General features: G+C 70.2%; 10 protein-coding genes. 4 read left to right on the forward strand and 6 right to left on the reverse strand.

All coding sequences use genetic code 11. From position 1 onward, the window contains the following. Positions 1-61 precede the first annotated feature (61 nt). From U1T56_RS04380 to trpS, 4 genes are all read left to right on the forward strand, one after another. Complete coding sequence (locus U1T56_RS04380; protein WP_418158223.1) at positions 62-1,456, forward strand: UdgX family uracil-DNA binding protein; 1,395 nt, start codon at positions 62-64, stop codon at positions 1,454-1,456. 140 nt (positions 1,457-1,596) lie between these two features. After that, on the forward strand, positions 1,597-2,646 hold the full coding sequence (locus U1T56_RS04385) for a glycosyltransferase family 4 protein (protein WP_418158224.1): 1,050 nt from the start codon (positions 1,597-1,599) through the stop codon (positions 2,644-2,646). Between the two features lie 19 nt (positions 2,647-2,665). Continuing rightward, positions 2,666-4,849, forward strand: coding sequence for an amylo-alpha-1,6-glucosidase (locus tag U1T56_RS04390; protein ID WP_418158225.1), 2,184 nt, complete (start codon positions 2,666-2,668; stop codon positions 4,847-4,849). Positions 4,850-5,154: 305 nt separating this feature from the next. Next, positions 5,155-6,192 carry a tryptophan--tRNA ligase gene (gene trpS / locus U1T56_RS04395; RefSeq protein ID WP_418158226.1) on the forward strand — a complete coding sequence of 346 codons (1,038 nt, stop codon included), beginning with the start codon at positions 5,155-5,157 and terminating at the stop codon, positions 6,190-6,192. Here trpS and U1T56_RS04400 read toward each other — a convergent pair. The 6 genes from U1T56_RS04400 to U1T56_RS04425 form a co-directional block, all read right to left on the reverse strand. Beyond that, the gene (locus tag U1T56_RS04400; protein ID WP_418158227.1) at positions 6,189-6,773 is read right to left on the reverse strand and encodes a hypothetical protein; all 585 of its coding nucleotides are present in this window, start codon (positions 6,771-6,773) and stop codon (positions 6,189-6,191) included. The two genes, trpS and U1T56_RS04400, sit on opposite strands and share 4 nt — an antisense overlap. Before the next feature lie 26 nt (positions 6,774-6,799). Then, entirely contained in the window at positions 6,800-8,401 is a 1,602-nt protein-coding gene (locus U1T56_RS04405) for an alpha-amylase family glycosyl hydrolase (protein WP_418158228.1), read from the reverse strand. After that, the gene (treZ, locus tag U1T56_RS04410; protein WP_418158229.1) at positions 8,398-10,380 is read right to left on the reverse strand and encodes a malto-oligosyltrehalose trehalohydrolase; all 1,983 of its coding nucleotides are present in this window, start codon (positions 10,378-10,380) and stop codon (positions 8,398-8,400) included. Before treZ ends, U1T56_RS04405 begins: the two co-directional genes overlap by 4 nt. Before the next feature lie 92 nt (positions 10,381-10,472). Continuing rightward, on the reverse strand, positions 10,473-10,946 hold the full coding sequence (locus tag U1T56_RS04415; RefSeq protein ID WP_418158230.1) for a hypothetical protein: 474 nt from the start codon (positions 10,944-10,946) through the stop codon (positions 10,473-10,475). Between the two features lie 26 nt (positions 10,947-10,972). Continuing rightward, positions 10,973-13,108 carry a 4-alpha-glucanotransferase gene (gene malQ, locus U1T56_RS04420; protein WP_418158231.1) on the reverse strand — a complete coding sequence of 712 codons (2,136 nt, stop codon included), beginning with the start codon at positions 13,106-13,108 and terminating at the stop codon, positions 10,973-10,975. Between the two features lie 265 nt (positions 13,109-13,373). Next, positions 13,374-13,790 (reverse strand): DUF2934 domain-containing protein, encoded by a 417-nt coding sequence (locus tag U1T56_RS04425; protein ID WP_418158232.1) that lies wholly within the window; start codon positions 13,788-13,790, stop codon positions 13,374-13,376. Positions 13,791-14,005: the final 215 nt, after the last annotated feature.

Below are 14,005 nucleotides of genomic sequence, written 5' to 3' on the forward strand. Positions count from 1 at the left end.
GAGGTTGCTTGGAACAAAAATGGAACATATATAGACGAGTCAAGATCATCGGGTGCAGGGGATGTCGCTGCAGCAAAAACTCGGACGTCTCGCGGAACCGGCCGTCTCGCTGCGCTCCTCGCCCGCGCCGCTCGAGATCACGCTCGAGCATCAGGCCGACTTCGCGGGCTGGCGGGCAGCGGCGCGACGTCTGTGGGCCGCAGGCGTGCCGCCCGAGGCGGTGCGCTGGCGCGTGGACGGCGCCCAGCCGAGCCTGTTCGAGGCGAGCCTGGACCCGGCGGTCGCGGCTGCGCCGCGTGCGGTCTGCAACGTGCCGCGGCGGTTTCTCGAACTCGCCGAAAAGGTGGCGCTCCATGCCGATCCGGGGCGGTTCGCGCTGCTCTACCGCCTGCTCGTCCGGATCGGGCGCGGCGAGCGGCAGCTCCTGAGCCGCTCCGGTGATCCGGACGTCGAGCGGGCCGAGGCGATGGCGGCGGCGGTGCGGCGCAGCGCCGCCAAGATGAAGGCGCTCCTGCGCTTCAAGGAGGTGACGACCGGGGAAGGCCGGTGCTTCGTCGGCTGGTTCGAGCCCGAGCACTACGTGCTCGAGCGGGTCGCTGCCTTCTTCGCCGACCGGTTCGGGACCATGCGCTGGGCGATCGCCACTCCCTATCGCAGCGTGCGCTGGGACGGCGAGCGGCTCCGCTTCGGCCCCGGTGGCCGGCGCGGCGAGGTTCCGGCCGAGGATGCGCCCGAGGCGGCCTGGCGCGCTTTCCATGCCGGTATCTGGCAGGCGGCGCCGGCATCGGGCGAGCCGGCGCGCGAGGGCAAGGGGGTGCCGCTGCCGGAGCGCCCGGTGCCTGCGGACCGGCCGGAGCCCTCGACCCTGGCCGAGGCCAGGGAGGCGGCGGCCGCCTGCCGCGCTTGCCCTTTATGGGCGCGGGCGACGCGGACCGTGTTCGGCGAGGGGCCGCGCGATGCGGCGGTGATGCTGGTGGGCGAGCAGCCGGGTGATCGGGCGGATCGCGAGGGGCGGCCCTTCGTGGGGCCGGCGAGCCGGGTGCTCGACCGGGCGCTGGCCGATGCCGGACTCGACCGCAGCGTTCTCTATCTCACCGACGCGGTCAAGCACTTCAAGCACGTGCGGCGCAGCCAGCGCCGCATTCGGCAGACCCCGGAGCGACGCGAGATCGAGGCCTGCCGCCACTGGCTCGAGCTCGAGCGGCGGCTCGTGCAGCCGCGGCTGATCGTTGCCCTGGGCGTCGTTGCGGCAGAAGCGCTCCTCCGCCGGCCGGTGTCACTGCAGCTCGAGCGTGGCCGGATGATGGAGCTTCCGGACGGGGGCGGACACGCCCTCGTGACCGAGCATCCCTCGGCCATCCTGCGCATCCCCGATGCGGCGGCACAGGCGCGGGAATATCGCCGGCTCGTGGGCGATCTGCTGCTCGCCGTGCCTTATCTCCGCCGTGCCGCCTGATCGCCGTCCATGGGCTCTTTGCTGCCGGACGACGGCCTGGCCGCGAGATGGCCGGTATTCCATGAAGCGGAAAGGAAACTACATCCTGCCCGACGGGTTTCCCGTTCGAGCTTTCGTCAGTTGACCAGGGAACGAGCGACATGCGGATTGCGCAGATTGCGCCGTTGATCGAAGCTGTACCGCCGCGCCTTTATGGCGGGACCGAGCGTGTGGTAGCCTATCTCACCGAAGCGCTCGTCCGGCTCGGTCACGAGGTGACCCTGTTCGCGAGTGCCGATTCCGGGACCTCGGCCGAGCTCGTGCCCTGCGCACGCCAGGCTCTGCGCCTGGATGCCGACGTGCGCGACCCGCTGCCCCACCAGATCCTGCAGCTCGAGCTGGTGCGGCAGCAGGCGCAGCGGTTCGACGTGCTGCACTTCCATACCGATTATCTGCATTTCCCGCTGTTCCGGCCGATCGCCGAGCGGACGGTGACCACGCTGCACGGCAGGTTGGATCTTCCCGACCTGCACGGCATCTATCGCGAGTTCCGCGACATGCCCGTGGTCTCGATCTCGAACGATCAGCGCCGGCCGATGCCCTGGGCGCGCTGGGTCGGCACCGTCCATCATGGGCTGCCGCTCGATCTTCTGCCGTTCACGCCCGAGCCCAGAGGCGGCTATCTCGCCTTTCTCGGCCGGATCTCGCCCGAGAAGCGGCCGGATCGGGCGATCGAGATCGCCTGCCGCGCCGGCCTGCCGCTCAGGATCTTCGCCAAGGTCGACCGCGCCGACGAGCGCTACTTCCACGAGCGGATCGCACCCATGCTCGACCACCCCCTGATCGAGTTCGTGGGCGAGATCGGCGATGCCGAGAAGGGCGAGGCGCTGGGCCAGGCCTTGGCGCTCCTGTTCCCGATCGACTGGCCGGAACCCTTCGGGCTCGCGATGATCGAAGCCATGGCCTGCGGCACGCCGGTGATCGCGTTCCCGTGCGGGGCGGTGCCGGAGGTGGTCGACGAGGGTGTGACCGGCTACGTGGTCGGGAGCATCGATGCGGCCGTGGCCGCGGTACGGCGGGTGCGCGAGCTCGACCGCCGGCAGGTGCGGCGCCGGTTCGAGGAGCGCTTCAGCGCCGAGCGCATGGCGAAGGACTATCTCGAGATCTACGATCGATTGGCTTGGCGGAGTCACAGGGCAGAAGCGGCGTGATCCGCAGGGGGCGACGGCCATGGACCTGAAGGACGGCACGGGCGGCCCGGCCACGCCGCCCCATTACATCGCGAGCGCCAAGTCGCTGCCGGAGCGGCGGCTGCGCACGCTCAAGCACGCCGATGCGTTCGCGATCCTGGATCCGTTCGGAGACATCCCGGGCGACGAGGGGGCGCCCGAGGGACTCTACGTCAAGGATACGCGTGTGCTCTCGTGCTGGCGGCTCGAGGTGGCTGGGGCGAGGCCGCTCCTCCTGGGCTCGGCGGTGCGCAACGACAACGCCTTCCTCTCGTGCGATCTGACCAACCCCGATCTCGTCGCGAACGGGGAGGTGGTGGTACCGCGCGACAACCTGCATCTGCGGCGGATCGGCCTCCTCGAGGAAGGCGGCTATGCCGAGCGGCTCGTCATCGAGAATCACGGCATGGGGCCGGTCGAGCTTGAGCTCGACTACCGGTTCGCGGCCGACTTCGCCGACATGTTCGAGGTGAGGGGCGAGAGCCGACCGAAGCGGGGCCGCCTGCTGCCGCCCAGGGTCGAAGGCGAGGAGGTCGTCCTCGCCTATGACGGGCTGGACGAGATCCGTCGCACCGTGCGGCTGCGGTTCGACCCGAAACCACACGAGCTGACCCCGGACCGGGCACGGTTCTTCATCCGGCTCGGGGCCGGCGAGAGCGCAGCCTTTCACGCCTCGATCGGTGTCGCGATCGGCGGCGACGTGGCCGGGCGGAGCCCGCCCGCCTTCCTGCCGGCGCTGCGCGGCAGCCAGCTCACGGCGATCCGCCATCTGGCACTCTTGCCGCAGCTCTCGGCCTCGAGCCAGGACTTCTCGGTCCTGCTCCGCCGCTCCAGGGCCGATCTCGCCATGCTGGTGACACCGACTCCGCAAGGCCCGTACCCTTATGCCGGCATTCCCTGGTTCAGCACGGTGTTCGGCCGCGACGGGCTGCTCACGGCCCTCTCCTGCCTGTGGCTGGCACCCGGAATCGCCGAAGGGGTGCTGCGTTTCCTCGCCGTGCATCAGGCGACCGACTACGACGCCTTCGCCGATGCCGAGCCCGGCAAGATCCTGCACGAGATGCGCAACGGCGAGATGGCGAACCTGGGGGAGGTGCCGTTCGGCCGCTACTACGGCAGCATCGATTCCACGCCCCTTTTCGTGCTCCTGGCCGGGGCCCATCTGGAGCGGACCGGCGACGTGGCGTTCGCGCGCGAGCTCTGGCCCGCGATCGAGGCAGCCCTCGGCTGGATCGGGAAGGACGGGGATCGCGACGGCGACGGCTTCGTCGAGTACGGGCGCCGCGCCGAGAGCGGACTCGTCAACCAGGGTTGGAAAGACAGCCAGGACGGCGTCAGCCATGCCGATGGCAGCCTGCCCGAGGGGCCGATAGCGCTCGTCGAGGTACAGGCCTACGTCTACGGCGCCTATCGTGCGGCGGCCGCCATCGCCCGTGCCTTGGGCGAGACGGCCCGCGCCGGCGAGCTCGAGGCCGCGGCGAAGCGCCTGCGCGAGCGGTTCGAGGCGGCGTTCTGGCTCGAGGATCGCGGCACCTACGCTCTGGCGCTGGACGGCAGGAAGCGCCCTTGCGCCGTGCGCAGCTCGAACGCCGGCCATGCGCTGCTCACCGGTATCGCCGCACCCGAGCGCGCGGCGCGGGTCGCGGCGACGCTCATGGACAAGGACGGGTTCTCGGGCTGGGGTGTGCGCACGCTCGCGGCCGGCGAGGCGCGCTACAACCCGATCTCCTACCACAACGGCTCGATCTGGCCGCACGACAACGCCATCATCGCCATGGGCCTCGCGCGCTACGGCCACAAAGATGCGGTCTTGCGCATCCTGAGCGGCATCGCCGAGGCGGCGGGTCATCTCGAGCGGCACCGCCTGCCCGAGCTGTTCTGCGGCTTCGGGCGGCGCAGCCGCTCGGGACCAGTGCGCTATCCCGTGGCCTGCGAGCCGCAGGCCTGGGCGGCGGCAGCACCTTACGGGCTGCTCCAGGCCTGCCTCGGCATCAGTTTCGCGGTCGATGCGCGCGAGATCCGTTTCGACCGGCCGGAGCTGCCGCCCTGGCTCGACCAGCTCGTCGTCCGCGACCTGCCGTTCTGCGGCAGCAAGCTCGATCTCGCCGTGCAGCGCGTGGGCGAGAGCGTGATCGTGCGCGTGCTGCGCCGGGACGGCGATGCCCGCGTGGTGGTGACCAAATAGCGATGGCATCGAGGAGCGGGTTTTGCCGTGTCGTGACCGGGCCTTCGTCCCGGTCGTCCTGCTCCTGCCTTGCCGCCTGGCTAGCCAGCGCGCCATCCGCTGCTTGCGGCAGGCTCGATGGTGTGACATCCATCATGCATGATCGACGCCATGAGATCCGCCAGAGCTCGTTGGTGGCGCTCCCTCTAGGAGCGGCGCGTCGTCGTTTTCCCTGTTCATCCGATGTCGCCGCCGTGGATCGGTGGGCGACGCGACTCCCGGCGACAGCTTCCTGATCCCGGCGGCTCCGAACCGGAGAAGCCGCCATGAACGCTGCTGCCGAAAGACCCGTCATCCTCACCGGCGATCGCACGACCGGCCCGCTTCACCTCGGCCACTATGTCGGCTCGCTGAAGAACCGGGTGAGGCTGCAGGACACGCATCGCCAGTTCCTGCTGCTCGCCGACATGCAAGCGCTGACCGACCATGCGCACGATCCGGACAGGGTGTGCCGCAACGTCGTCGAGGTGGCGCTGGACTATCTCGCCGTCGGCATCGACCCAGAAAAGACGATCATCTGCGTCCAGTCCGGGCTGCCGGCTCTCGCCGAGCTGACGATGCTCTACCTGAACTTCGTCACCGTTGCCCGCCTCGAGCGCAACCCGACGATCAAGGAGGAGATCCGGGCCCGGGGCTTCGGCCGGGACATCCCGGCGGGCTTTCTGTGCTATCCGGTGGCGCAGGCGGCCGACATCACCGCTTTCAAGGCGACGGTCGTGCCCGTGGGCGAGGACCAGGCGCCGCTCATCGAGCAGACCAACGAGATCGTGCGGCGCGTCAACAGGCAGATCGGCCGCGATGTGCTCGTGGAGGCCGAAGCCGTCATTCCGCGTGTGGGCCGGCTGCCGGGGATCGACGGCAAGGCGAAGATGAGCAAATCGCAAGGCAATGCAATCCTGCTGTCGTCCTCGCCCGACGAGATCCGGCAGGCGGTGCAGCGGATGTACACCGATCCCAACCATCTTCGCGCGAGCGATCCCGGAACGGTCGAGGGGAACGTGGTCTTCACCTATCTCGACGCGTTCGACGAGGACGAGGCTGCCGTCGCCGAACTGAAAGCGCGATACCGCCGTGGCGGCCTCGGCGACATGGAGGTGAAGCGACGGCTCGAAGCCGTCCTGCAGGATCTGCTCGCGCCGATCCGGGAGCGCCGGGCGGCCTATGCCCGTGATCCGGCATACGTGCTCGACGTCCTGCGGCAAGGAACCGGAAGAGCCCGTGCCGTCACGGAGGCCACACTCCAGGAAGTCCGGGCGGGATTAGGGCTGTTCCGGCTCGACCGGCCGGTTCTGCAGGCGTCCTAGATAGCGGTGGTGTCGAGAGGCGGCGGGAACAGACGGGCCAAGGCCTGGGGATAGGAGACGTTGACGAACCGGTCGAGGCCGAGCTCGGCCACGGCTTCGAGAAGTACTTCCGGGTCCTCGTGCTCGGCGGCAGCGCTCATCAGCCGCCGTCCCTCGACCTCGATCTCCGCCGTCTCGGCCCGGCAGCCGCGGACTTCGTGGAGGCGGCGGCGCTTGCGCAAGCGCACGGTGGTCAGGTTGCGCCGACCGCTCGTGAGCTCCTCGATCAGCTCCTCGGGTCCGTAGAGCTCGCGGTGCAGGGGCTGGCCGGTCTGGAGAATGCTCATGAGCTCGCGCTCGAGCGTGAGCGCCGGGATCGGGAAGGGTAGGCGCGCCGCAGGGCTCCAGAGCTGCAGGCCGTTGCGCTCGAGGAGGAGTTCCTTGATCTCGAGCGCCCCGCTGCGGATCTTGATGTCGCGGCTCAAGAGGCCGAACGCGACGATGTAGGTCTCCTCGCTCCAGGGCTCCGCGTCCGGCTGCGGCAGGTCCGGGAACGAATCGGCCCAGGCGCGGTACTCGTAGCGTGGCCTGACGGGCAGCATCTCCGTCTCCTCGTTCGCGTCCGGCTTCAGGCCGTCACGGCGATGATCACCCCCTCGTCGGCCCTGAGCGCCAGCTCGGCGCCGACACCCTCGCCCTCGCGGTCGAGATGGGTCGAAAGGGCGATGCGGCCGCCGAGATCGCCCTCGCCGAAGACGACGACCTTGGGCGAAGGCTCGAGGTTGAGCGCCACCACGTGGCGGCAGCGCTCGTGCTGGCGGGCGTAGACCAGGACGTCGCCCTCGACCGCAAGGGTCCGGTAGCTGCCGAGGGCGAGGCAGGGCTCGCGGCGGCGGAGCTGCAGGAGCGCATGGACGAGGCGCAGCATCGAGCCCGCCTCCTGCTTCTGTACCGCGACGTTGATGACCTGCCAGTCGGGGGCGAGCGGCAGCCACGGCTCGACCGTGGAGAAGCCGGCGAAGGGCGAGCTGTCCCACTGCATCGGCGTGCGCTCGGGATCGCGGCCTTGGCCCGTGCCGGGCATGTTCTTGCCGAACGGATCCTGCTCGCGCTCGGGCGGGATCGGCACGTTCTCCATGCCGAGCTCGTCGCCGTAGTAGAGGGTGGGCGTGCCGCGCAGCGTGAGCAGCAGCATCGCGGCGACGCGCGCCTGCGCCCGGCCGACGCGGCTCGCGATCCTGGGCTGGTCGTGGTTGCCGAGCACCCAGTTGGGCCAGCCGCCGAAGGGAAGAGCGGCCTCGTACTCCTTGATCATGTGGCGCAGGGTCGGGGCGTGCCAGGCAGCGCCGATGAGCTGGAAGTTGAACGGCAGATGCGCGCCTTCGAGGCCGTCCACGCCGTAATAGGCGACGAGCCGCTCGATCGGCAGATAGATCTCGCCGATCAGGAGCCGGTCGTTCGGGTACTCCTCGAGCACGCGGCGCAGCTCGCTCACCACCTCGTGGATGTCGGGGTGGTCGCAGCTATGGAGCGGCTGCACCCGCCTGAAGGGCGGGTCGCCCGGCTTGTACTCGGGGTTGGGCGGATCGTCCCGGAATTCCGGGTCCTTCATGAGATGCCAGATCACGTCGACGCGAAAGCCGTCCACGCCGCGGTCCAGCCAGAACCGGAGCACGTCGCACATCGCGGCCCGCACGTCCGGGTTACGCCAGTTGAGATCGGGCTGCTCGGGCAGGAAGGCGTGATAGTAGTACTGACCGCTCGTTTCGTCGAAGGTCCAGGCGCTGCCGCCGGCCTGGCTCTGCCAGTTGTTGGGCGGGCCGCCGTCGGGGGCAGGGTCGCGCCAGACGTACCAGTCACGCTTCGGGTTGTCGCGCGAGGTGCGGGACTCCTCGAACCAGGGATGCTCGCTCGAGGTGTGGTTGGGGACGAAGTCGAGGATCAGCCTGAGGCCGCGCTCGTGCGCGGCCGCAAGGAGCGCGTCGAAGTCTTCGAGCGTGCCGAAGAGCGGATGGATGTCGCAGTAGTCGGCGACGTCGTAGCCGAAATCCTTCATGGGCGAAGGGTAGATCGGCGAGATCCAGATCGCGTCGACGCCGAGCCAGGCGAGATAATCCAGCCGCTGCAGGATGCCTCCGAGGTCGCCGACACCGTCGCCGTTGCTGTCCTGGAACGAGCGCGGGTAGATCTGATAGATGACGGCCTTCTGCCACCAGGGGCGTTCGGTCATCCCTTCCGTTCCCTTCGTGCGCGGATCTCCTCGGCCTTGTCCAGCGCCTTCTCGAGCTCGCTCTTGCGCCCGGGCCAGGGTGCTCCGGGGCGGAGCAGGAGCGCCGCGTGGCCGGGCAGCACCCAGGGGCGGTCGGGAGCGGGAGCTTGCGCGCCGATGCCGCCATAGTCGGGGTGCTCGCTCGACCATAGGAGCGTCCAGTCGGTGCCCTCGGGCGGGGCCAGGAGCGGCTCGGGCATGATGGTGAGCTCGAGGTCGATGCCGAGATTGACGAGCAGGAGGCGATCATCGTCCGCCTGCCCGAAGTAACGCAGGACGAACGCCTCGGGTCCGAGCACGGCGCCGTCCACCCGGCCGGAAGCGCAGCACGCGAAGCGCAGCGTCGGGTCCTCGCGGCGCAGCCGCAGGAGGTCGCGGTTGAGCGCCACGTGCTCGTGGTGGCGGTCGAACTCGGCCCAGTCGAGCTTGCAGGCCGCGAAGGTTGCCGGGTCGTCCGGCCGCTTCAGGACGGCCTGCAGCTCGGGGGTCGCGAGGCTCGGGAACTGGGACACCTCCTTGCGCCGGCCGGCGTCCACCATGTCGGCGAGCTCGCCCTTAACGTCGAGGAAGTAGTGGAAGGGCTGGGAGGCGCCGAACTCCTGGCCCATGAAATACATGGGCGTTCCCGGCATCAGCACCATGAGCGCCGTGATCGCACGGTAACGGCCGGCACCGGCGATGTGGTGGGCGCGATAGCCCCGACCCATGTTGGCGAGCTGGTCGTGGTTCTGGGTGAAGTTCACGAGCTGACAGGGCTCGAGCCCGCGCGTCGGCGTGCCGCGCGGCCAGTCCTGCCAGCGATAGCGCTGACCCTGGTAGAGGAAGCCGTGCTTCGCGGCCGAGACGAACTCCTGCGGGCTGCCGCGATGGTCGGTGAGATAGGCTTCGTTGCGGCCGGTGAGCGCCACGATGGCGCTGTGGTGGAAATCGTCGTTCCACAAAGCATCGAGCCCGTAGCCGCCCTGCGCGCGCGGGCGGATCAGGCGCGTGATCTGCGGCTCGTTCTCGCCGACGACGAGGATGGTGCGGCTTCCCGCCGCCTCGCGCGCGCGGCGGGTGAACTCGGCCAGAATGTGCTCGCGGCTCTCGTCGAAGTCGTAGATGTTCTGGGTCGCGTCGATGCGGAACCCGTCCATGTGGAACTCGTCGACCCAGTAGATGCCGTTCGTGACGACCCACTCGCGCACGGGGGCGCAGTTCTCGCCGTCGAAGTTGAGCGCCTCGCCCCAGTCCGTGTCGTAGCGTGGGTTGAAGTAGTCCTTCGAGAACTTGCGCAGGAAATCGCTGCCGGGGCCGAGATGGTTGTAGACCACGTCGAGAATCACGCCGAGCCCATGGCGGTGCGCCTCGTCGACGAAGAAGCGCAGATCGTCGGGCTCGCCGTAATGGTGGTAGGGGGCGAACAGGCTCGCCCCGTCGTAGCCCCAGCCGAAGCGGCCGGCGAACTCGTTCACCGGCATCATCTCGATGCAGGTGATACCGATCTCGGCGAGCTGCGGCAGCCGCCCGGCGGCGGCGCGCCAGGTGCCCTCGGGCGTGAAGGCGCCGACGTGGAGCTCGTAGAGCACCTGGCCCTCGCGCGGCACGCCGCGCCAGTCCTGGTCGCGCCAGCGATAGCGGTCGGGGTCGATCACCATGGAGGGGCCCGCAGGGCCTTCGGGCTGGCAGCGCGAGACCGGATCGGGCAGAAGATCGCCGTCGTCGAGCCGGTAACGGTAACGTGTGCCATGGCCGATGCCGGCGATGCTGGCGGAGAAGTGGCCCTCACCCTCGGCCTCGAGCCATGCCGCCTCGCCGTTCCCGAGCACGACGGCGAGCTTTCGCGCCGCGGGCGCCCAGACCCGGAAATGGACGCCGTTGCCGAACGGCTCGGCTCCGACCGGGAGCCGGCGGACGAGCGGATCCCGCCAGGCCGAACGCGCTGCGGCTGCTGTGCTCATCGACCGCCTTTCATCCGCCCGAACGGCCGCCGGCACGAAGGCCCGTCCGCCAGAGCTCGGGCTTCTCCTGGCGATGGGAAAAGGCTTCGACCTCAGTGGTGCACGCCGCGGCGTGCGAGGGACTGCGGCTCCACGAGCGAGGAGCGGTGTGCCGCGAGCCCGTCGAGCTCGTCGTGGTGCAGCCTGATCCGTAAGTAGTGCAGGCTCAGGAGCTCGCGCACGGATTCGCTGAGCCCCGGATCCTGGAGCGCCGCGCGCAGGGCCTGGTGCAGCCTTTTCTCCGCGATCTCGATGTCGATCCAGATCACGTCGACGTCGACCACGGGGATCGCGGCCGGCGGGGACAGGACGACGGCCTTGCGCACCTCGGGCACGGGCACGCCGCGCAGGAGCAGGCAGCGGATGAGATCGACCAGGAGCAACCGGCGATCCTCGCAGAGCTGCTCGATCACCATCTTGCGATAGCCGTCCTCGCAGGCGCGGACCGCGACCGCGCACCGGTCCGTGCTCTGGCAGGTGGCACGGACGAGGTCGTTCAAGATCGCGATCTCCTGATTCTTTCCCACGGCGGTCTCTCCCCTGGTCCCGATCGTCATGCGCCCTCATGGAAGAGAACGTCGTGCGCGGCTTCCGGTTCCGCGCGCGGAGGTTTAGACGGCGGCTGGCGCGGACGCTCCTCGCGCAGCATGGCGAGCAGATGCCGGGCCAGGGGCCGGCTGAACAGCTCCTCGAGCTCGGGCTCGAGGCGATGGTGCTCGTCCGGCTGCTCGGCCGCGAGGACCAGATCCTCGAGCTGGACGAGGAGAAGCGCTGCCGGGGTGCGGGCGAGCCAGCGATAAAGGGCCAGCGTGAGCTCGGGCAGATCGGGCACGGCACCGGTCTCGACGAGGCCCGCGCGCTGCAGGAGGCGCAAAAGGCGCGTGCGGTCGCGCTGCCGCTCGCGGCGGCCCTGGAGCACCTCCTCGGCGCTGGGATAGAGGCCCTGCCGCTCGCGCCGGTCGATGTCGCGCTCCGCGAGGAAGCCCTCGAGCGTCGGCAGGTCACGAGCGCCGATCGAGGCGACGGAGGCATGGCGGTAGCGGCGCTGCGAGCCGAAGCCGCCGTTGCGCTCGCGCTCGAAGTAGAGCACGCGCGAGGACAGGATCCCGACCTTGCGCAGCGCCGGGCGGAAGCCGCGTGGCAGCGCGCCCAGGTCCTCGCCGACGACGAGGCAGCGCTGCCGGTGCGCCTCGACCGCGAGCAGGGCCACGAGCGTGGTGAAGGGATAGCGCACGTAGGCGCCGTCCTCGGGCGCGGCGCCTTCCGGAATCCAGAACAGCCGGCGTAACCCCATGACATGCTCGATCCGCAGCGTGCCGGCATGACGCATGTTGGCGCGGATGTCGTGGAGCCAGGGGCCATAGGCGCGCGCCGCCAATGCTCCGGGCGAGAGCGGGGCGAGGCCCCAGTCTCCGCCCTTGGGATTGAGCGGATCGGGCGGCGCTCCGATCGAGACGCCGCGCGCCACCACGTCCTGCTCCGCCCAGGCGAGCGATCCGGCCGGACTCGTGCCGATGGCGAGGTCGCGGTAGAGCCCGAGCCGCATGCCGCCTGCGCGCGCGCGGGCCTGCACGTCGGCGAGCTGCTCGTCGGCCAGCCACTGCAGCCAGGCGAAGAAGGCGAGGCGGTCCGCGTGCTCGCGGGCGAAGGCCTGCACGTCGGGATGGTCGGGTCGGCGATAGGGCTCCGGCCACTGCCACCAGGCCCATCGTCCGGGCTCGCGTGCCAGCACGTGCTCGTGCAGCGCCTCGAACAGGCAGTGGAGCCGCAGGGGCTCGCCCTGAACCTGCCGGAACGTCTTGAGGCTGCTGCCGCGCGCGGCAGGCTGCGGGCCGAGCTGCTGCGCGCGGAAGTGCTCGAACGCTGCTTCCAGGAGCCGCCGGCGATGGGCGGTGGCGGGATGATCGAGGGGCGTTCCGTCCTGTGCCCGAGCCTCCTCGCGCAGGCGCGGGATCTCGGCGGCGAGGGCCGGGTCCGCGACGAGCTCCGGCACGTGGTCGGGTGCGATCAGACGCCAGTCGAGGAATGCTCGGTGCGAGAAGGTACCAGGACTTGCTGCCGCGGGCGCGGCGGAGAGCAGCGCATGGAGCGGGTCGACGGCGACGAAGTCGGCACCCTCGCGGGCGGCGCGCTCGACCAGGCTCGCGAGATCGGCGAGGTCGCCGCTGCCGAGGCCGCGCCCGGAACGCAAGCTCCGGACCCGGCAGCCGAGCCCGAAGACCTGCCCGACGCCGAGATCCTCCGGCAGCGGGCACGAGCGCGGGGCGGCCACGATCGTGATCGTGTGCTGCTGCCGCTCCGGGCGCTCGAGTTCGAGCCGGTGATAGCCCACGGGCAGCGGTGCGGGCAGGAGCAGGCGGCCGCGGCGTCCGGGATCGCGCGGCATCGAGCCCTCGAGCGTGTCGCCGCTCTCGAGCGTGAGCCGCCATGTGGCCGAACGGGCGTGGGTCGGCAGCGCTATCGCGCCGTCCGCCCCGGCCTCGACGACGAGGACGGGCGGCATCGCCTGCGCCAGGAGCGCCCGCGCCGTCGCCTCCCGCAAGGAGGAGGGGCTGCCCGCATCCACCCCCATCGCCCGGAGCAGCACCCGTTTGGTCTCGGTGCTCACCAGCCGCAGGCGGCCGCTGCTGTCGATGAACGCCCGCTCGATGCCATAGGCAGCGGCTGTCCGGTCGAGGAGACGGCTCATAGGCATCCCTTCTCAACACGCTGGACAGACCGCGAGCCGTCGCGGCCTTGCCGTCAGGAACTCCGACCGGAACGGTCGTGCCGGCGATCCGCCTTCGCGTCGCAGCGCTCGGCGACGCATTGTTTCCCGGGTACAGAACACCCTGCCGGCGTGGCAGTTGCACGCAGCGCTTGCACGAATGCGCTGCGGATCGTCCGCGAGGCAGGACCAGGACGCAGTCGACCCAGGACGACCGGTCGCGCGGCGGGACCTGCCCGCGGTCGGGTCAGCCTTCCGCTTTCTTGCGGGTGCGGCGCTGTTGCACGTGCTCCTCCCGCTCGGCCGTCACGGTCGCGGCTTCGCCGGCTGCGGGCTTGGCCTTGCGCGCCTTGGCGCTCGCAGGCTTGCCGGCGTCGTCCTCGTTGCCTTGGACAGGCTTCGCCTGGCTGCGGCTGCTGCGTCTGGGTGGTGCCTTGCCGCCCTCGCTCACCGGCGCCAGATCGGGCTCGGAGCGGGTTCCGCCGGTCTCGCCGGCCCCGCTCCCGTGCGGCGAGCCCAGATCGGAGCCGTCGTTCTGGGCGAGATCACGCTCGGCCTTCAGCCAGTAATCCAGGTCGTGGCCTTCGGGACGGCCATCCTGCTCCCACAGCTCGTACGCCCGCTGGCGAATACGATCGGCATCGACGGGCCCGCTGCTCGTCATGGTGGAAGGTGCTCCTGCGTCGGTCATTCGGCGCGGCAGGAAAGGCGTCCACGGCTCATGCGAACGGGAACGGCCCGTGGGACGATGCACCCGGCCGTCCTGAAGCGGCATGCTCCCGAGATCGAGGGAATGGATATCCCGCCCCTGCCAGTCTCGCGCGCTGTCGCACTAACGCTCGATGCGCGGCACGGGTTCCGCGATCGGTCCGGGAACCC

Origin of the sequence: Benzoatithermus flavus (assembly GCF_037908215.1) — a bacterium.
Classification (GTDB): Bacteria; Pseudomonadota; Alphaproteobacteria; order Geminicoccales; family Geminicoccaceae; genus Benzoatithermus; species Benzoatithermus flavus.

What these genes read in the sequence shown, in the direction of transcription:
- U1T56_RS04405 (WP_418158228.1), bottom strand. Translation starts at nt 8,401, where the DNA reads ATGACCGAACGCCCCTGGTGGCAGAAGGCCGTCATCTATCAGATCTAC.
- U1T56_RS04380 (WP_418158223.1), top strand. Translation starts at nt 62, where the DNA reads ATGTCGCTGCAGCAAAAACTCGGACGTCTCGCGGAACCGGCCGTCTCG.
- treZ (WP_418158229.1), bottom strand. Translation starts at nt 10,380, where the DNA reads ATGAGCACAGCAGCCGCAGCGCGTTCGGCCTGGCGGGATCCGCTCGTC.
- malQ (WP_418158231.1), bottom strand. Translation starts at nt 13,108, where the DNA reads ATGAGCCGTCTCCTCGACCGGACAGCCGCTGCCTATGGCATCGAGCGG.
- U1T56_RS04425 (WP_418158232.1), bottom strand. Translation starts at nt 13,790, where the DNA reads ATGACGAGCAGCGGGCCCGTCGATGCCGATCGTATTCGCCAGCGGGCG.
- U1T56_RS04385 (WP_418158224.1), top strand. Translation starts at nt 1,597, where the DNA reads ATGCGGATTGCGCAGATTGCGCCGTTGATCGAAGCTGTACCGCCGCGC.
- trpS (WP_418158226.1), top strand. Translation starts at nt 5,155, where the DNA reads ATGAACGCTGCTGCCGAAAGACCCGTCATCCTCACCGGCGATCGCACG.
- U1T56_RS04400 (WP_418158227.1), bottom strand. Translation starts at nt 6,773, where the DNA reads ATGCTGCCCGTCAGGCCACGCTACGAGTACCGCGCCTGGGCCGATTCG.
- U1T56_RS04390 (WP_418158225.1), top strand. Translation starts at nt 2,666, where the DNA reads ATGGACCTGAAGGACGGCACGGGCGGCCCGGCCACGCCGCCCCATTAC.